General features: G+C 35.9%; 17 protein-coding genes. 11 read left to right on the forward strand and 6 right to left on the reverse strand.

Going from position 1 to position 17,682, the window contains the following annotated elements:
* The first annotated feature begins 31 nt into the window (after window positions 1-31).
* On the forward strand, window positions 32-919 hold the full coding sequence (gene dapA / locus CS063_RS07670) for a 4-hydroxy-tetrahydrodipicolinate synthase (RefSeq protein WP_099449116.1): 888 nt from the start codon (window positions 32-34) through the stop codon (window positions 917-919).
* 24 nt (window positions 920-943) lie between these two features.
* Entirely contained in the window at window positions 944-1,702 is a 759-nt protein-coding gene (dapB, locus tag CS063_RS07675) for a 4-hydroxy-tetrahydrodipicolinate reductase (protein ID WP_099449117.1), read from the forward strand.
* Between the two features lie 111 nt (window positions 1,703-1,813).
* Here dapB and CS063_RS07680 read toward each other — a convergent pair whose 3' ends face one another.
* From CS063_RS07680 to CS063_RS07695, 4 genes are all read right to left on the reverse strand, one after another.
* Window positions 1,814-2,344 (reverse strand): cob(I)yrinic acid a,c-diamide adenosyltransferase, encoded by a 531-nt coding sequence (locus CS063_RS07680; protein WP_099449118.1) that lies wholly within the window; start codon window positions 2,342-2,344, stop codon window positions 1,814-1,816.
* Window positions 2,345-2,363: 19 nt separating this feature from the next.
* Window positions 2,364-3,032, reverse strand: a complete 669-nt coding sequence (locus CS063_RS07685) for a M48 family metallopeptidase (protein ID WP_180270725.1) — start codon at window positions 3,030-3,032, stop codon at window positions 2,364-2,366.
* 101 nt (window positions 3,033-3,133) lie between these two features.
* Window positions 3,134-3,865: a dTDP-4-amino-4,6-dideoxyglucose formyltransferase gene (locus CS063_RS07690; RefSeq protein ID WP_099449120.1), complete on the reverse strand. Its 732-nt coding sequence runs from the start codon at window positions 3,863-3,865 to the stop codon at window positions 3,134-3,136.
* Between the two features lie 147 nt (window positions 3,866-4,012).
* Window positions 4,013-4,657 (reverse strand): single-stranded DNA-binding protein, encoded by a 645-nt coding sequence (locus tag CS063_RS07695; protein ID WP_099449121.1) that lies wholly within the window; start codon window positions 4,655-4,657, stop codon window positions 4,013-4,015.
* A 272-nt stretch (window positions 4,658-4,929) separates the two neighbouring features.
* Between CS063_RS07695 and CS063_RS07700 the strand changes: the two genes are divergently transcribed.
* Window positions 4,930-7,923 (forward strand): vitamin B12-dependent ribonucleotide reductase, encoded by a 2,994-nt coding sequence (locus CS063_RS07700; protein WP_099449122.1) that lies wholly within the window; start codon window positions 4,930-4,932, stop codon window positions 7,921-7,923.
* Between the two features lie 88 nt (window positions 7,924-8,011).
* A complete protein-coding gene (locus CS063_RS07705) occupies window positions 8,012-8,191 on the forward strand; it encodes a Spo0E family sporulation regulatory protein-aspartic acid phosphatase (protein WP_099449123.1) in 180 nt (59 codons plus the stop codon).
* A 92-nt stretch (window positions 8,192-8,283) separates the two neighbouring features.
* On the opposite strand, the gene CS063_RS07710 is transcribed toward CS063_RS07705, so the two are convergent.
* Window positions 8,284-9,096 (reverse strand): polysaccharide deacetylase family protein, encoded by an 813-nt coding sequence (locus CS063_RS07710; RefSeq protein ID WP_308415453.1) that lies wholly within the window; start codon window positions 9,094-9,096, stop codon window positions 8,284-8,286.
* 105 nt (window positions 9,097-9,201) lie between these two features.
* Between CS063_RS07710 and CS063_RS07715 the strand changes: the two genes are divergently transcribed.
* Both CS063_RS07715 and feoB read left to right on the forward strand, forming a co-directional pair.
* The gene (locus tag CS063_RS07715; protein ID WP_099449124.1) at window positions 9,202-9,447 is read left to right on the forward strand and encodes a FeoA family protein; all 246 of its coding nucleotides are present in this window, start codon (window positions 9,202-9,204) and stop codon (window positions 9,445-9,447) included.
* A gap of 200 nt (window positions 9,448-9,647) precedes the next feature.
* Window positions 9,648-11,780, forward strand: a complete 2,133-nt coding sequence (gene feoB, locus CS063_RS07720; protein WP_099449125.1) for a ferrous iron transport protein B — start codon at window positions 9,648-9,650, stop codon at window positions 11,778-11,780.
* Window positions 11,781-11,813: 33 nt separating this feature from the next.
* Here feoB and uvsE read toward each other — a convergent pair whose 3' ends face one another.
* Window positions 11,814-12,716, reverse strand: coding sequence for a UV DNA damage repair endonuclease UvsE (uvsE, locus tag CS063_RS07725; RefSeq protein WP_099449126.1), 903 nt, complete (start codon window positions 12,714-12,716; stop codon window positions 11,814-11,816).
* 345 nt (window positions 12,717-13,061) lie between these two features.
* On the opposite strand from uvsE, the gene CS063_RS07730 reads away from it, so the two are divergent.
* Genes CS063_RS07730 through CS063_RS07750 form a run of 5 tightly spaced genes read left to right on the forward strand, consistent with a single transcriptional unit; the run spans window position 13,062 to window position 17,543 of the window.
* A complete protein-coding gene (locus CS063_RS07730) occupies window positions 13,062-13,619 on the forward strand; it encodes a phosphoribosyltransferase family protein (RefSeq protein WP_099449127.1) in 558 nt (185 codons plus the stop codon).
* Between the two features lie 29 nt (window positions 13,620-13,648).
* Window positions 13,649-15,298 carry an ABC transporter ATP-binding protein gene (locus tag CS063_RS07735; protein WP_099449128.1) on the forward strand — a complete coding sequence of 550 codons (1,650 nt, stop codon included), beginning with the start codon at window positions 13,649-13,651 and terminating at the stop codon, window positions 15,296-15,298.
* A 14-nt stretch (window positions 15,299-15,312) separates the two neighbouring features.
* Window positions 15,313-16,137, forward strand: coding sequence for an energy-coupling factor transporter transmembrane component T family protein (locus CS063_RS07740; RefSeq protein WP_099449129.1), 825 nt, complete (start codon window positions 15,313-15,315; stop codon window positions 16,135-16,137).
* 36 nt (window positions 16,138-16,173) lie between these two features.
* A complete protein-coding gene (locus CS063_RS07745) occupies window positions 16,174-17,001 on the forward strand; it encodes a creatininase family protein (protein ID WP_308415454.1) in 828 nt (275 codons plus the stop codon).
* Window positions 16,971-17,543 (forward strand): aminotriazole resistance protein, encoded by a 573-nt coding sequence (locus CS063_RS07750; RefSeq protein ID WP_099449130.1) that lies wholly within the window; start codon window positions 16,971-16,973, stop codon window positions 17,541-17,543. Before CS063_RS07745 ends, CS063_RS07750 begins: the two co-directional genes overlap by 31 nt.
* Window positions 17,544-17,682: the final 139 nt, after the last annotated feature.

The following is a 17,682-nucleotide window of genomic DNA, read 5'->3' on the forward strand; positions in this document are numbered from 1 at the left end:
TAAAAAACATTATGGTGAGAGGATTGGTATTATGACAATTTTTGAAGGAGCTGGTGTAGCTATTGTTACACCTTTTCACGAAAACGGAGATATTCATTTTGGAAAACTTGAGGAACTCATTGATTTTCAAATAGCTAACAGCACAGATGCTCTTATTATTTGTGGTACAACAGGTGAGGCTTCTACTATGACAGATGCAGAACACCTTGAGTGTATCAAGGTTGCTGTGGACCGCGTGGCTGGTCGCATCCCTGTTATAGCTGGTACGGGTAGCAATGATACCCGTCATGGTATTGAACTTACTAAAAATGCAAAAGCACTTGGTGCTGATGCAACACTTCAAGTTACACCTTATTATAATAAATGTACACAAAGAGGTCTCATTGAACATTTTACAGCCATTGCAAAAGCTGCAGACCTTCCTATGATTTTATACAGTGTACCTAGTCGTACAGGTGTAAATATCACACCTCAAACAGCACTTGAACTCTCTAAAATAGACCTTATTGTAGGTCTTAAAGAAGCGACGGGTAATATTTCGCAAGTAGCTGAAATTGCAGCACTTTGTGGCGATAAACTTGATCTTTACTCAGGTAATGATGATCAAATTATCCCTCTTTTATCTTTAGGTGGTAAAGGGGTTATTTCTGTACTTTCTAATATTGCCCCAAAACAAACCCATGATATCGTTAGCCTTTATTTAGGTGGACGCACAGCTGAAGCCCTCAAGCTTCAGTTAGAATTACTCCCTCTAGCAAATTCACTCTTTTGCGAAGTAAATCCTATTCCTGTAAAAGCTGCACTTAATATGATGGGCTTTGGCGTAGGACCTTGCCGCTTACCACTTACTACTCTTGAAGAAGCTCATGCTCCAAAACTTCGTGAGGCTCTTGTAAAAGCTTCTTTAATAGCTGAGTAGTTACTCGTAGAAAGGATGAGACACATGATAAAAGTATTAATGCATGGTTGTAATGGGAAGATTGGTCAAACCATCTCTCGTATAATAAAAAATCAGCAGGATATGGAATTAGTAGCAGGTGTAGACCCTTACCTTCATATTGTTAACCCTTTTCCCGTTTTTGCTACTATTGATGAATGCCCTACTCCAGCTGATGTGATTATTGATTTTTCAACAGCTTCTGCTGTTCCTGCACTTTTAGAGTATGCACGTCAAAAGAAAATGCCTCTTGTAGTATGTACAACTGGTCTTTCTGATGAAGTTATTGAAGATCTCAAAAATAGCAGTCATGAAATTCCTATTTTCTTTTCTGCTAATATGTCACTGGGTGTTAATCTTCTCATTGCTCTTGCCAAAAGAGCAACTGAAATATTGGCAGATAGTGGTTTTGACATTGAAATTATAGAAAAACATCATAATCAAAAAATAGATGCACCGAGTGGAACGGCATTAGCTATCGCCGATGCCATCAATGAAACCTTAGATAATAGTTATACTTACCGCTACGACCGTTCTACCGTACGTGAAAAACGTCCACACAAAGAAATTGGTATTCATGCAGTGCGTGGTGGTAGTATTGTAGGTGAACATGACGTCCTCTTTGCTGGTAACGATGAGTTTATTACTTTAAGCCATCAAGCTACCTCAAAAGAAGTTTTTGCTGTAGGTGCCTTAAAAGCTGCTAGATTTTTAGTAACGAAAACACCTGGACTTTATAATATGGATCATTTATTACAGGCTTAAAGATTCCTTTAAAAAGACCTGGACTCTTTAAGTAAAAAGAACCGTGTATGCTTGTTCACTCATACACGGTTCTTTTATTTTGCTTTTTTGCTAGACAAATCTCTAACCTTTCTAAAACTCTATTCCTTTTCTAGCCGCTATACCCTTTTCCATAGGATGTTTAATAGCATCTATACAACTGATATAGTCTGAGCGTCTTGCTATTTCTTCATTTATTTGGCGCCCTGTTAAAACTAATTCTATTTCTTCTGGTTTATTATCCATTAAATCATAGAGCTGCTTTTCTGGGATAATACCTAACTGCACTGCATTCAGTATTTCATCTAAAATAAGCACATCACATTCACCTGTATCCATCACTTTACTAGCAAATTTTAAAGCGATTTGACATTCTCCTTTAAGTTCCTCTTTTTCATCATCTGTTAACTCCCAAGTAAAGCCTCTCTTTTTCTCAAAGTGAAAAACCTTAAAGTATGGCTCAAGTCCTTTTAGTACCTTACACTCACATGTATCATCATTCTTTAAGAACTGAATCATAATAACTTTATATTGATTGCCTATAGCACGCATACCTAAACCTATGGCCGCAGTAGTTTTTCCCTTTCCATCTCCATAATATACTTCTATAAGTCCATTTTCCACATCTTTTCCTCCTAAAAAACTATATACTAAAGTTTTGTCCAAATAGCTTTAAGTCATTCATGCGCTGCTTATAATCTGGCATTATTTCTTCTATCCCTTTCCAAAAACTTAAGCTGTGATTAAAAAAGCGAAGATGCATCACCTCATGAAGCACAACATAGTGTATGCAAGCTTCAGGGGCTCCGATTAAATGGAGGTTATAAGCTATATTCCCTCTAGAAGAGCAACTCCCCCACCTTGTTTTTTGCTCACGAATGGTTATACGATTCACATTTACACCTAGTAATTGCGCATAATACTTGGTAAACTCAGGGAGCAGTTCCTTAGCTTTTTCACGGAAGAATTCTTTCATTTGTAAGCGCAACCTTTCTTCTGATTGCCCTTCTTTAGTTGTTAAAATAAGCCATTCATCTTGAATTTCTATTTTCTCTCTTGAGCTATATTGGATTTTCACCTTTTTATAGTCCCCTAGATAAAGTATTTTTCCGGTTGTTAGCCAATCTCTTTGTAGCTTTTTATCTTTTTTTTGTTCAATTGTTCGCAAAATCCATGCCTCATGCTGCTCTATAAAAGTATGAAGTTCTTTTTCCTTCATGAAATAAGGGATCCTAACACTTACTGTCAAATCCTCTTCTACACGAATACTAGCGGTTTTTCTATTTTGTCTTATAATCCTGTAATTAATCACTTCTTTCCCTTCTAATTGCTTTTCTTTTATAGGTATTATTATTATAGCACAGTTTAAAAGATAGTCTAGTTGTTTACACTATGTTCCAAAAATTTATGCATTTAGTTTTCTTTATCTAAAAAGATTTTTACAAAAACTTTATTCTTCTTACTATCATAAAAATAGGCATTATTGATATCCTTATGAGTCAAGGCACGTAGTAAATCAATTGCTTCTCCTAATGTCATTTCTTGCTCTAAATCTAATGCTTTAAGCTGATGAAAATCTTTAGCATAGTTAATATTTCCTTCTTCTTCTGGTAGAAAGGTTGTAAAAGTTCCATTTAACAGGCTCTCTATATGCGCCTCAAGTACTTCTACTTCTAGCTGTAAGAGTTTATCATAGAGTGTATCCATTGTATCCCAAGCTTCTATTTCTAGTTTCTTTCTCACAATAATAGGTCCATGATCAAGTTCTTCGTCCATTAAATGAAGTGTCACCCCTAAAGCTTTTTTATTCAATATACTAAATACATAAGGGAATTTGCCTCGATTACAAGGATTATAACCAGGATGTAAATTGACACAAGGTAACTGATTGACGAGAATAGCTGGTAATTTGTCATTACAGTGTAGAGACAACACTAAATCATACGTCTTTAAAATAGCTTCTACACTTTCTTTAATAGAAATAGGACCAATATCTGTACGTCCTTTATATCTTTCTAGAAATGCCTTATTAGAGGCACAAAACCGTATATCAAACTGTTCTTTATTATAATGTCGCTCCTCACAAATACGATAAAAATTTTGAAGTAAAAACAGACTATCTGAAATAACTAATATCTTTTTCATACTAACTCCCCCTCTCTATTTGATACATTCATTTTATTCGCTCCCTTTCCATCTTGTAACACCTTTATTTTCATTACTTTTATATAACTTAAAAGGAAAGCTAGTAAATTGGATTTTACTAACTTTCCCTTTTATACATGTTAGATTTTACTCTGCCTTATTATTGTCTTCTGCGATTTCCATCTTACCTATTGAAATCTCATAAGCCACCTTAGTAGCTATTTCTCCACTTTCAGATTTTTTTTGATAAACTCTACTTTGGATGCGTCCCCATACCTCTATATGATCACCAATATTTAAACTTTCTGCAAATCTAGCATTCCTTCCCCAAGTAATACAGGGTATGTAGTCTGATTTATGATAAGAACGATTAACAGCAATTAATAAATCTGTGATTTCTCTTCCAAAGGGTGTTGTACGATAAACAGGTTGCTTACATACATAGCCATTAAGATAAATACTATTTTTATTTTTGGCTAATTCTTGTTCACTTACTTCTTTAGCTTCTAAAATAAATACTGTAAGAATAAGCCTATTACGTCCTTCTTCATATTGATTATACGAACGGAATTGTCCTAATATTTCAAGTACTTTACCTTGTATATTACCTATAGTAGGTAGTAACCTCTCTGATATTGTAAGAGGTAATATATCCGCTGAGTCACTAAGCCTCGGTACTTCTAAATCAAAGGTATAGAAACCTTCCCCATATACTTTGTGACTAAATCTTATATCACTTACTACTTTACCTATTAATATCACTTCATTGTTTTCTAATATGTGCTCTACCATCCCTTTACCCTCTCCTTATCCTCGTTTTGTTCTTTAACAGCTTCATCTGTCATTAACATAGTATTCAGACAAGTAGTACTTTATTCCTATTATCTCTTTTTGTTTTTCAAGGCTTTTAATTAAGAAGGTTTTGAAGTGTTATATGTATACCTTTCAATTTAAAAACATACAATATATTGTACTTTTGTCTTGATTAGGTGCTTAAAATATGCTACAGTAATAACACCCATAAAGTGGCATTTGCCCTTTTCGTTAAATAAGGAGGATGTATTGTGGTTAATAAATTAAAAGATTTACTTTCACCCTACTACACAAAACAATTAGATACTAGCACTCAAACAGTCTACGATTTATTTACTTGGCATACTATTGACGTAAATATTAAAGATTACAAAACAGGTGCTTCTATTATACATATGGAAAACCTCGAATTTCCTACTCATTTCTCGAGTAATGCTTGTGACATTATTGCAAGTAAATATTTTAGAAAAAACGGCCTTCCAGAAGCACCTTATCATGAAACTTCTTTTAAACAAGTTGTTCATCGTATGGTTAATTTTTGGGTTATAGCAGCTCTTGATGAAGGTCTTATTGATGAAACTGAACGTCAAACCGTTTACAACGAGCTTGCTTATATGATGCTGAGTCAAATGTGGGCACCTAATAGTCCTCAATGGTTTAATACAGGTCTTCAATCTAGCTATGGGATTACGGGTCCTAGTCAAGGTCACTTCTATTATGATACTACCCTTAGGAAAGTAGTTGAAGCTGAAGATGCCTATTCACGTACCCAAGGTTCTGCTTGTTTTATTGTGAGTGTCGAAGATTCACTTCTAGGTCCTAAATCCCTTACAGACCAATTAACTACAGAAACACGTCTTTTTAAATATGGTTCAGGAGTAGGCTCCAACTGGTCTTCTATCCGAGGTAAAGGTGAAAAATTATCTGGAGGAGGAATGTCCTCTGGACTCATGAGTTTCCTTAAAGTATTTGATCGTAATGCAGGAGCCATTAAATCAGGTGGTACCACCCGTCGTGCAGCTAAAATGAATATCCTTAATATTGACCATCCTGAAATAGAAGATTTTGTAAATTGGAAGGCCTATGAGGAGGACAAAGTAGAAGCACTTGGCAAAATGGGCTACGATACACATTTTGATGGAGAAGCCTATGAAACAGTTTCAGGTCAAAACGCCAATAACTCGGTTCGTATTTCAGATGCCTTTATGAAACTCATTCATGATGAGGAAGCATCTTATCCCCTCATTGGGCGCTTAGAAGGTAATGTTTTAGGTACCGTTTCTCCTAAAGCTCTTTATGAAAAAATGTCTTATGGTGCTTGGCGCTGTGGTGACCCTGGTGTCCAATTTGATGATACCATTAATGCATGGCATACCTGCCCTGCCGGGGAAGATGGCAAAGCTTTTGCTCCTTATAATCGGATCAATGCCAGCAACCCTTGCTCTGAATACATGTTTTTAGATGATACAGCGTGTAACTTAGCAAGTATTAATATTACCCAGTTTTATAATGTAGAAACAAATACCTTTGATTTAGAAGGCTATATGCATTGTATTAAGATGGTACAGATTGTACTTGAAGCAACTATCCACCACGGGCAGTTCCCTACACCAGAAATCGCTCGTCGTTCTCATCTTTTCCGCACAACAGGTTTAGGTCTCACTAATTTAGGCGCACTCTTTATGCTGATGGGGCTTCCTTACGATAGTGAAGAAGCAAGGCAGGTAGGTGCTTCCTTAATGAGCTTACTAACAGGCTATTCTTACTATGTTTCTAGCTTATTTGCTAAAGAAATTGGTGCCTTTGAATGCTTTGAAGCAAATAAGTCTTATATGCTAAAGGTACTTTATAATCATGCTAAAGCAAGTGCCCCTACTACTTTCTCTAAGGCTTTTAAAGGCTTAAATTATAGTCCACTTACTATTAATCATGAGCTTTTAAATACACTTGGCCTCAAAGAACTAGGAGAGTGCCTTACAAAAACCTGGAAAATGACACTGACTTCTGGCGAGAACTATGGTTTTCGTAACGCACAAGTTTCTGTTTTAGCACCTACTGGTACAATTGCCTTTGCCATGGACTGTGCAACAACTTCTTCTGAGCCATTCTTTAGTCATGTTGTTTACAAGAAACTAGTAGGTGGTAGTAGCATGGAGATTGTGAATCCCCTCATCCCAACTGTTCTAAAAAAGCTAGGCTACACCGAAGAAGAAATAACTGCTATCACCGACTATATTTTACGTAAAGAGGATAAAGGTGACTATAGAGTACTTTTAGATGGCAAGATAGAAGGAGCACCTTATCTTAAAGAAGAGCATTATGCTATTTTTGATACAGCTAATAAATGTGGCAGTGGTGAGCGTTATATTCCCCCAATGGGTCACGTTAAAATGATGGCTGCCCTTACTCCTCATGTATCTGGTGCCATATCTAAAACAGTTAATTTGCCAAATACAGCAACGGTTGCTGATGTAGCTGCTATTTATGAAGCTTCTTGGCAATTAGGTGTAAAAGCAATAGCTCTTTATCGTGATGGCTGTAAAGTATGTCAACCTCTTACGACAACTTTACAGGAGGAAGAGGCTTCTACTCGCCTTGAGAATCTTTCCTACCAAGAATTATTAGCCTATGCAAAGTCCAAGGTGTCAGTTCCTCAAGTGCCACTTCGTGTCAAACCAACGGGTATTCGTAATGCACATGTACATGAAGCAGAAATCGGAGGATTAAAGCTCTATATTACCGTTTCCTTCTATGAAGACGGTAGACTGGGTGAAGTTTATGTTTCAGCAGGTCGCCAAGGCTCACTCGTAAAAGGATTACTTGATAGTATTTCCACTACTGTTTCTGAAATGCTTCAATACGGTGTTCCAGCTCGCGATATTGCCTCTATGTATCGAGGTCAAAAATATGAACCTAGTGGTTTTGTTTATGGTCACCCTTATATCAAAATGGCTGATTCAATTTCCGACTTAATTAGTAAGATTATTGATAGCGAGCTTGGAGACTTTACTTACTGTCAAGTAAAACCAGAAGCAAGCTTTATCAAGACACTTCATGATTCCAAGCCTTCTATTCCTCAGCAAAAGACTCTTATTTCTCCAAAAAACTTAAAGTCACCCTCTTCTCAAGAAGCTGCTACGCTCCTTTATGGTGAGACATGTCCAACTTGCAAAAGTTCACGTCTTATTAAGAATGGGACATGTAAAGTGTGTATGGAGTGTGGAACAACAACTGGTTGCAGTTAAAAAGTCACTTTTTTATCTGAAGTGCATATTATATAATTAGGCAATCCATTGCCTAATCTTGCTCATAAAGGAAAGGCGAGTATCTCTCATGAATACGCCCAACATGCTTATTATCAATAAACTAAAAAAAGAACTCAATGTACTTGTTGTACAAAATAACTACAATCTTTTAGCCCCAGATGTTTTGCAGTTAAGCAGACTCCTTGATGAACTCATGTTACCCCTTTTTGAAGATCAATTAGCGTCTACTTTCTTTGAGTTCTGTTAGTATCAAAGGTACTATCCTTTAAATAAAAGCAAAGACCGTCCCTAACACCAAGTGTTTAGGAACGGTCTTTTTTATAAAGACCTTACTTTTAATTAATGAATGGGCTGACTACTCTTTTGTCTTCCCTCAAAATCAATCGAATACTCTTCATCTGCCAAAAGAAGCTCCGATACAGGTACAAAGATAAAACCTTTGTCTTGTACACCTTTTATAATAGCTTCTAGTGCCTGCGCTGTATATTTAGCACCATTATGCATTAATATAATAGACCCTGGTCTTAAATTTTTATGATTAACCACCTTATCAATAAGAGGTTGTACACCATAATTTTTCCAATCCAAAGAATCCACATCCCATTGGATGCAATAATAGCCACATTCCTTAGTTGCTTCTACTACCGTATTATTATATTCTCCATAGGGAGGCCTAAAAAGTTTTGTTTCTTTACCAGCTATTTCTTTAATAGAAGCATCTGCTGCCATAATATCTTTTTTGATTTCTTCTTTGCTCATGCTATTCATATGAGGATGTTTATTAGAATGATTAGCAACATCATGTCCTTTTTGAATAAGGAGCTTAACCTCCTCTGGATATTTTCTTGCCCAATCTCCTACCACAAAAAAAGTAGCACGTACCTGATATTTTTCTAATATCTCCACAATTTGAGTGAGGTCCTCTGCTCCCCAAGCTGCATCAAAGGTAAGAGCTACCTTCTTTTCTCCATTTGTATCTACACAATAAATAGGTAGGAGTCTTTTAGCTTCTGCTACCTCTATTTTAGACTTGTAAAACCCATGAATACTCGCTCCTTGGCTCACTAGTGAACAGCTTAGAAGAGTTCCAAATGTTAGCATAAAAAGCTTTTTTCTCAGTATTCTTTTCTTAAATAAACAGAATGATTTCATTGTTTTTTCTCCTTTGCTACCTTTCTTTTTGTAACCATTTTTTTCCATTTAGCATATAGTAGTAAAGAAACACTACTTTATTATCTGCTTGAGGAGATACATCTTATGCAAACTTCTTTATTTTCTCTTAATCAACTTGCCATTGGACAGAAAGCTCAGATTGTTAATGTAGAAGCACTAGGACCACTTATGCCTCGGATGCTAGACTTAGGCGCTATTAATGGAACGCCTATTGAAGCTTTACATCGTAGTCCAACTGGTGACCCTACTGCCTATTTCATTCGAGGTACTGTCATTGCTTTACGCCAAGAAGATGCCCAAAAAATAGTTATTCAATCTTTCCTCCCTTAAATAAAATAGTTATTTGCTAAAAATTTTCATACCCTCCTACTCCTCAGATGCCTTGTCTTATCCTATGTTTTTCCACAAGGCATCTTTTTTATTGAATACTTTTAAAATACGCATCCTCACTTACCTTTTACTTTTGTATGTTATACCTTTAAAACTTTCATTTTAATCCCATTTTTTATTTTTACTTAAGGAGGTCATTTATGGGACTTACCAATCAATCTACAGGCTTTAGCCTTCATTCTACAACCTCTGAACTCCTCACGTCACACCCCGTCATTGCTTTAGCTGGAAATCCTAACGTGGGCAAAAGTACCCTTTTTAACGCTTTAACAGGCCTTAATCAACATACTGGTAATTGGCCTGGAAAAACTGTATCTAACGCTCGTGGTACAACTACTTACAACAATGAGGTTTTTTCCCTCGTTGATTTACCTGGTACTTATTCTTTAATGGTCAGCTCTGTAGAAGAAGAAATTGCGAGAAACTTTATTTGTTTTGAAAAACCAGACGTTACCATTATCGTTGCTGATGCTACTATCTTAGAACGTCATTTGAATTTAGCTCTTCAAATTTTAGAGGTTACTCCTTATGCTATCTTATGTGTTAATCTCTTAGATGAAGCCCAAAAAAAAGGAATTCATATTGATTTAGATAAGCTTTCTAGTTGGCTTCATATCCCTGTTGTAGGAACAAGTGCCCGTTCCTCTGAAGGGTTAACTGACCTAATGGCCACTGTAAGTATGTGTTGTAAAGAAAAGAAAAGTACCTTCTTTAAAGTTGACTATCCAGCACCTGTTGAAAAAGCTATTACTTGTTTATTACCTGCCTTTGAAGAACTTGCTCCTCTCTTTCCAAGCCGCTTCCTTGCTCTTCGTTTACTTCTTCAAGATCAAAGCTTTTTTAACTCTCTAGAAGTTTACCTAGGGCAAAACATCTTAGATACTCCCACCTTGAAACACGCGCTTAGTACAGCCAAATGCATACTTGAACAACATACTCTCTCTAGTGAAAACTTACATCCTCTTTTAGTTGAAAGTCTCGTATATACTTCTGATAAAATCTACCATCAATGTGTTACCTTGGAAAATAGTAACTATCACCAAAGAGACCGCCGCCTAGACCATCTTCTTACCTCTAAACGAACAGGACTTCCCATTATGCTTCTTCTTTTAGGTTTTATTTTTTGGCTTACCATTGTAGGAGCTAATTATCCTTCTGAATGGCTTGCTTCTATTTTATTTAGTTTACAAGATAAACTTTTACTTTTATTTAATGACTGGGGAATGGCTCCTCCTTTAACAAGCCTTCTTGTACTAGGTATTTATCGCACACTGGCTTGGATTATCTCTGTTATGCTTCCTCCTATGGCCATTTTTTTTCCTCTCTTTACACTTTTAGAAGACTCAGGTTACCTCCCTCGTATCGCCTTTAATATGGATCAATACTTTAAGAAGGCTTGTGCCCACGGTAAACAATGCCTCACTATGTGTATGGGCTTTGGCTGCAATGCTTGTGGAGTCATAGGCTGTCGCATTATTGATTCCCCACGGGAGCGACTTCTTGCCATCCTTACTAATAATTTTGTTCCTTGTAATGGACGTTTTCCAACGCTTATTGCTCTTATTAGCCTTTTCTTTGTAACAGGTATTGCTTCTCCATTCCAATCCTTAGTAGCCACACTTATTCTTCTTTTTTTTATTTTATTAGGGGTAGGAATGACTCTTTTAAGCTCTAAACTTCTTTCACTTACTTTTCTAAAAGGACTTCCCTCTTCTTTTATACTGGAATTACCACCTTATCGAAGACCTCAGTTTTTCAAGGTATTAGGACGCTCTCTTCTTGACCGTACACTGTTTGTTTTGGGGCGAGCAATCATTGTAGCTGCTCCCTTTGGATGTATCATTTGGCTTTTTTCTAATACTTATCTGGGTGGTATCAGCTTACTGCAACTCTGTGCGAATTTCCTTGATCCCTTTGCCCGCCTTATAGGTCTAGATGGTATCATTCTGATGGCCTTCCTCCTAGGCTTTCCAGCTAATGAAATTGTCATACCGCTTATCATTATGGGCTATTTAGCAACTGGAAACCTGACTGATCTAACACATTTATCTGCTCTTCGTGAGCTCCTTGTGGCTCATGGTTGGACTTCATTAACCGCACTCTGTACAATGCTCTTTTCACTCTTTCACTTTCCGTGTGCCACTACTTGTCTGACTATTTATCATGAAACAAGAAGTTTAAAGTGGACGGTTTTTGCCTTTCTTTATCCTACTAGCATCGGTCTTCTATTTTGCTTTTTTATTACCCAATTGAGTCGCTACTTTATAGGTTAGCTCCTCCTCAAAAAGACACCTTACAAGGTGTCTTTAATCCTTCATTACCCAATAACCCCCTCCTATCGGTTTTAATAGGTGGGTAATAGCTAAATTTTTCTTTTTTGCTTCAAAAATCACATCTACTTCTCTAATGCCTATCGTTTCTAAAAAAGCCGTAAAAGCTTTGTAGTCTTCTTTTGAAATATAATCTGCATGGGAAGGCTGATGTGGTTGAGGAGTACCTGTTGAAAGATGGTATTTATGAGGAGGATAGGCTTTAATGAATGCACTTACCTCTCGTCTTTGTGAGGGATAACAGCGGTCATGATGGTAGTCATAGACCCACTTTAATCCAAGCTTATTACACAGAGGCCAAATATCTTCTACACTATAACATTTATCATCATTTTCTATACTTAAAAGTTCTGTGTCTACATAGGCTAGATTTTCTTCAAAACGCTTTAAAGCCTCTTTTTTATTACCATAAACACCTCCCACATGTAAAACAACATTATCACCTTCTAACTCCTTCATCCATTTTGTTTGTGCATTAATTTCTTCTATAGACCGTTCTACTACCTCTTTTTTAGGACTAGCTAATACATTGAACTGTCCCGGATGGATACTAAGCCTCAGGTTATAGAAGCTTTTAAGTGCACGAATACGTCCTAAATGTTCTAGCATTTCATTATTTTGAAAAATAACCTCTTCACTTAAGGCTTTGATTAAGGGATGGCTACAAAATGGTATAAGATCAGAAGTTAGACGATAGACATAAATCTGATGTGCTACGTTATATTCAATAATTTTTCTTAATAAACGTATATTAGCATGCAATACTTTTGTTAACTTCTCCACTTCCTTCTTTTCTACCGTAGCTCGTCTAAAGCTCTTGAAATTTTCTCCTATGGAAAGATTAATGCATGCATAACCAGGTCTTACTTTTACACTCATTCTAAACTCCTTTTAGGTATTCTATATTATTTAATCTTTCATCTCTACTTTCTTATTATCTACTCATTCAAGTGTATCTTATGCATTTTATCTTTTAATCACAGTACTCTCTTATTCTCTTTAAGTAAGTTCCATAATCTCTGCATTTATATGTAAAATTATATAATTATTATATAATTTTATAAAAATAACTCTAAAATATATATTCTAAAATTAAATTATAAAATAAATATATAAAATATATTGATAACAAAAATAAATTAGTGCATAATCTTGTTGTGGAAATTAATTGATGTTTGTCGAAAAATCAAATAAATAATTTCAAGAAAGGATGGATGCTTTAAAATGGAAAAAAATTTTTATGAAATGAATATTGTAGGTTGTATTCGTCAACTACCTCGTGTTAGAGTTGCTGACCATTTTGAAATTGCTAGCTTTGTTCTATTAGGAGATACAGAATTGGTGGTAAAAGCTGCTGCTGCATTAGCAGAAAAAATACCTGAGGTAGACTACCTTATTACAGCTGAAGCAAAGGGTATTCCTCTTGTCCAAGAATTAGCGCGTATTTTAAATATGAAAAGATATTTTGTTGCTAGAAAAAGTATCAAGCCTTACATGACAGACCCTTTTATAACAGAGGTTTATTCCATTACCACTCAAAAAAAGCAAATTTTATGTCTTGATAAAGAAGAAAGTAACATGATTCGTGGTAAAAAAATCTTAATTGTAGATGATGTTATTAGTACAGGTGAATCTTTAAAAGCCCTTGAAGCTCTTGTAACAAAAGCAGGGGGGAAAATCGCTGGTAAAGCAGCTATCCTTGCCGAAGGAGACGCTGCTCATCGTGAGGATATCTTATTCCTTGAGCCCCTGCCTCTTTTCCCTGTTACTGTTTCGAGATAACCAAATATATGGAGTTAGGAGTATAAGTAGTGAATTATAAAGTAAAAGATATTAGCTATCGCTATTCAGAAGATGGAAAGAACGTCTTGAATCATGTCAATTTTACAATTGAACAAGGTAAAGTGACTGCCATTGTCGGTCCTAGTGGTTGTGGTAAATCCACACTTATTCAAATTTTCAGCAAGGTCATCCCCTCTCTTATTATGAATGGTGTATTAGAAGGTTCTTTTGATATGCCTGAAGGCACCTTTGTAAGTGTGGTTAGCCAAACTCCTGAAAACCAACTATTTGGTTATGGTGTAGAGGATGCTATTGCCTTTGGTATGGAAAATTTAGGTATCAGTCAAGAGGAAATCGTAGAACGTATGGAATATGTTCTGGACCTTCTTAATCTTCAGCACCTTAGAAACCGTAGTGTTGCTACCTTATCTGGAGGACAAAGACAATCTGTTTGTATCGCTTCTGTCCTTGCCATGAACCCTGATATTCTCATTATGGATGAGCCTGTAAGCTCCTTAGATCCTAATGGCAAATTAATGGTTCAAAGCATACTCGGTCAATTGCGCGTAAGTGGCACAACAACAGTACTTGTAGATAACAATCTGGTTTGGTCTGCTGATATCGTAGACCACGTCATTGGGCTCTTAGATGGTGAAGTAGTCTTTGATGGTACCCGTGATGAATTCTTTAGAGATTTTTCATTACAAAAAAAATTAGGGGTTATCATCCCTCAAGAAGTGGAAATCTACCGTGAACTTTCTAAATATTTTAAGGAAATTGACTTATTCTATACATTAGAAGAAGCTAAAACTCAAATTGAGCAACTAATTACTAAGGGTTCTGGCTTAAAAAGCTTTAGTGAATCTTGTAGTTGTGCTCCTATTATTACAACTCATAACCTCACTAAAACCTTTTCAGATGGGTTTCATGCCTTAATGGATGTAAATGCCAATCTACCAGTAGGTCAAGTCATTGCTATTTTAGGACAAAATGGATCGGGTAAAACAACTTTTGTTAAGCATCTTAATGGCCTTTATAAGCCTACTTCTGGTGATGTACGTTATAAAGGTGATTCTACGCTTAAAAAAACGGTAGCTCAAATTTCTAAAGATATCATTTTAGTATTTCAACACCCTGAACATATGCTTTTTGAAGAAACCGTTGAGAGAGAACTTACTTTTTGTGCACGTATGCAAAATGTACCTTTTACCGAGAAACAACTCGAGGAGGTACTTAACCGTTATGACTTATCAGATGAAAGAGAAACCTTCCCTCTCAATCTCTCAATGGGTAAGAAACATATGCTCACTATTCTTTCTGTTCTTTTCTCTAGTGCAGATGTGATTATCTTAGATGAGCCTACTTTAGGCATGGATGACTTTCTTGTAAAAGATTTAGAGCAAATGATCCATACGCTTACAGCAGCTGGTAAAACTGTTGTTATTATTAGTCATGAGATTCCTCTTGTCTTTAAATTAGCAGATAGTGCCATCCTTTTAAATCAAGGCAAAAAGCTATTTGAAGGCTGTAAAGAAGAGTTATCTCGTAAAGAAGAGTTGTTTGATGCCATTCATATTGCTCTTCCACCTGTTGTTGCGTTATCTAAGTCTTTAGGCTTAGAGCAAATCTGTTATACTGTTGAAGAATTTGCAGAAAAAATTAAAAAACTTAAAAAGTAGTAAGGAGGAAAAAGATGGATTACTTACAATATGTAGATGGCAACTCCTTACTTCACCGTTTAGACCCTCGTACAAAATTTATGTTTTTTGTGGTCATGGCAGTTGTGACAAGTGTTATTAAATCAGGAGTTGCATTACTTTTCTTATTTGGCTTTTTTATGATTATGTGGCATATAAGCCACATTCAGAAATACATTTTAGTACTAGCAGGAAAATTAAAGGTTTTACTTGTGTTTATTTTCTTTTTATGGCTTATTTTAGGTCTTTTTGAATCACCTATTGTGCCTTATGGTCCGATTTTTTATAAAAGACTTCTTCCTTTTATAAATGGTCAAGAGCTTTATATTTGTTTTGATTGGTATGACTTGTATAAAGGTGGCGTTTATGCCTTACGCATCTTCCTTATGATTTCTTCTTTTTATACAGTTTTACTTACTACTAACTTTAGTGAAATTATACTCGGTCTTCGTAAGTGGCATATTCCTTATACTGTTGCCTTTGCTATTGGTCTTATTTTTCAAATTATCCCTATTGTCATCTCTGAGCTTAAGGCCATTATGGAAGCTCAAAGCTCTCGTGGCTTAGAGATTGAGGACTGTGGATGGATGACAAAGATTAAAAACTATGTGACCTTTTCACTTCCTTTACTGTTTCGTGTTATTAGCAAAGGACAAGCTATTTCACTTGCTATGCACTATTATCAGTTGGATTTTAAAGTGCATCGTACAACCTATAAAGGTATTAAGGCAACCTACTATGATGCTTACTTTGTTATCGCTAATAGCCTAGCTATTAGTATTACTATTCTATTACGTATTTATTTCTACATACCTGTTTAAATAGGGGATTTAAGCCCCATTACAAGGAGGATTATCATGATTACAAAATGGGAAAATCTTACCCGAGATGAAATTGCAGCACTTGATAAGAACAAAACACTTATTCTTTTACCGACTTCTGCTACTGAACAACACGGTGCACATCTTCCTGTTGGCACAGATGCTATTATCCTTTCGACTCTTATTGATAAACTCGTTAAGGAGCATAGGTTTGAAGCAGGTAATCTTGTTTTTGCCCCTCAACTTAATGTGGGCAAAAGCAATGAGCACATGGGATTTGCAGGTACCCTTACTTTCGGTACTCAAACCTTTTATGCTTTACTTCATGATTTAGCCAGCGCTATTGCTGCAAGTGGCTTTAAAAAGCTTGTGCTTTTTAACAGCCATGGTGGTAATACTGATATGCTTAATATGATTAGTAGAGACTTACGTATTGATCTCAATCTTGATGTTTTTGTTTTCGACTGGTGGTTTACAGATTTCTGGTCTGAAGGACTTCAAGGTCTTCAGGAATCTGATAAATATGGTGTTTTCCATGCCTGTGAATTAGAAACCTCTCTTATGTTAGCAGCTCGTCCTGAAACTGTTCATATGGAACTTGCAGTAGATGAAGCACCTAATCCCTGTTTTACAGGTGATAAATTTGTTACGGTTTTCGGTCCTTATAATGCAGGCTGGAAAACCAAAGATGTTACTAAAAGTGGTGTAATTGGGGCCCAACCTATGCTACTTGTGAAAAAGGTCATAAGCTTTTTGATTACGCGTGTAAGAAGCTTCTTGATATATTTAAAGAAATGGCAGAAATTAATTATTAATTCTAAGGAGGATTTACAGTGCAAGACAAGAAGAAATTTTCATTTGTAAATATTATTTTCTTTGTAGTATTTGGGGTATTAACAGGTGTTTTATGGGCTTATCTCTGTCCCATTCCTTTAATTCCTGGTGCCGTTCATTTTAGAACCTTCGCCTTTATTATCGTTGTAGTTGGTTATCTTTTCGGACCTGTTACAGGCTTCTTTGCTGGTTATATAGGAACTATCGTATGGGCTTTACTCTCTGGTAACTTTATTCCACTCCATTCCCCTTTAGCAGACGGTATTACCGTAGGACTCTCAGCAGCTCTTCCTGCTTTGATTCATTTAAAGAATGGTAAAGTTGATTTACTTCAACTTATAGAAAACAAAGGTAAATTTATTGGTGTTTGTTTATTCTGGAGTATCTTATTTGGAGTTCTTATGATTCTTACAACAAGCCTATCCCTTTCTTACTTCGCAGGTTTAGACTATACCTTCTGCATCCTTTGGATTGGTATTGCAGATGTTGTACCAATTGCCCTTACACCTTTTGTTATCTTACTTCTTGCTAAGAGAATGAAAAATATCCGCAATATCGTTCCTTATATTTAGAAGTACATAAAAACGCGTAATCACTAAAAGGGAGTTTATGAGTGAATAAGTAATTCACTCATAAACTCCCTTTATCTCATTTAATAACTACTCACAAGCAATAAAAAACTAGCTTAAAAACACTCTCTAAGCTAGTTTT

Source organism: Sporanaerobium hydrogeniformans (assembly GCF_002735925.1).
GTDB lineage: Bacteria > Bacillota > Clostridia > Lachnospirales > Cellulosilyticaceae > Sporanaerobium > Sporanaerobium hydrogeniformans.

What these genes read in the sequence shown, in the direction of transcription:
- dapA (WP_099449116.1), top strand. Translation starts at nt 32, where the DNA reads ATGACAATTTTTGAAGGAGCTGGTGTAGCTATTGTTACACCTTTTCAC.
- dapB (WP_099449117.1), top strand. Translation starts at nt 944, where the DNA reads ATGATAAAAGTATTAATGCATGGTTGTAATGGGAAGATTGGTCAAACC.
- CS063_RS07690 (WP_099449120.1), bottom strand. Translation starts at nt 3,865, where the DNA reads ATGAAAAAGATATTAGTTATTTCAGATAGTCTGTTTTTACTTCAAAAT.
- CS063_RS07695 (WP_099449121.1), bottom strand. Translation starts at nt 4,657, where the DNA reads ATGGTAGAGCACATATTAGAAAACAATGAAGTGATATTAATAGGTAAA.
- CS063_RS07705 (WP_099449123.1), top strand. Translation starts at nt 8,012, where the DNA reads ATGAATACGCCCAACATGCTTATTATCAATAAACTAAAAAAAGAACTC.
- CS063_RS07710 (WP_308415453.1), bottom strand. Translation starts at nt 9,096, where the DNA reads ATGAAATCATTCTGTTTATTTAAGAAAAGAATACTGAGAAAAAAGCTT.
- CS063_RS07715 (WP_099449124.1), top strand. Translation starts at nt 9,202, where the DNA reads ATGCAAACTTCTTTATTTTCTCTTAATCAACTTGCCATTGGACAGAAA.
- feoB (WP_099449125.1), top strand. Translation starts at nt 9,648, where the DNA reads ATGGGACTTACCAATCAATCTACAGGCTTTAGCCTTCATTCTACAACC.
- uvsE (WP_099449126.1), bottom strand. Translation starts at nt 12,716, where the DNA reads ATGAGTGTAAAAGTAAGACCTGGTTATGCATGCATTAATCTTTCCATA.
- CS063_RS07730 (WP_099449127.1), top strand. Translation starts at nt 13,062, where the DNA reads ATGGAAAAAAATTTTTATGAAATGAATATTGTAGGTTGTATTCGTCAA.
- CS063_RS07740 (WP_099449129.1), top strand. Translation starts at nt 15,313, where the DNA reads ATGGATTACTTACAATATGTAGATGGCAACTCCTTACTTCACCGTTTA.
- CS063_RS07745 (WP_308415454.1), top strand. Translation starts at nt 16,174, where the DNA reads ATGATTACAAAATGGGAAAATCTTACCCGAGATGAAATTGCAGCACTT.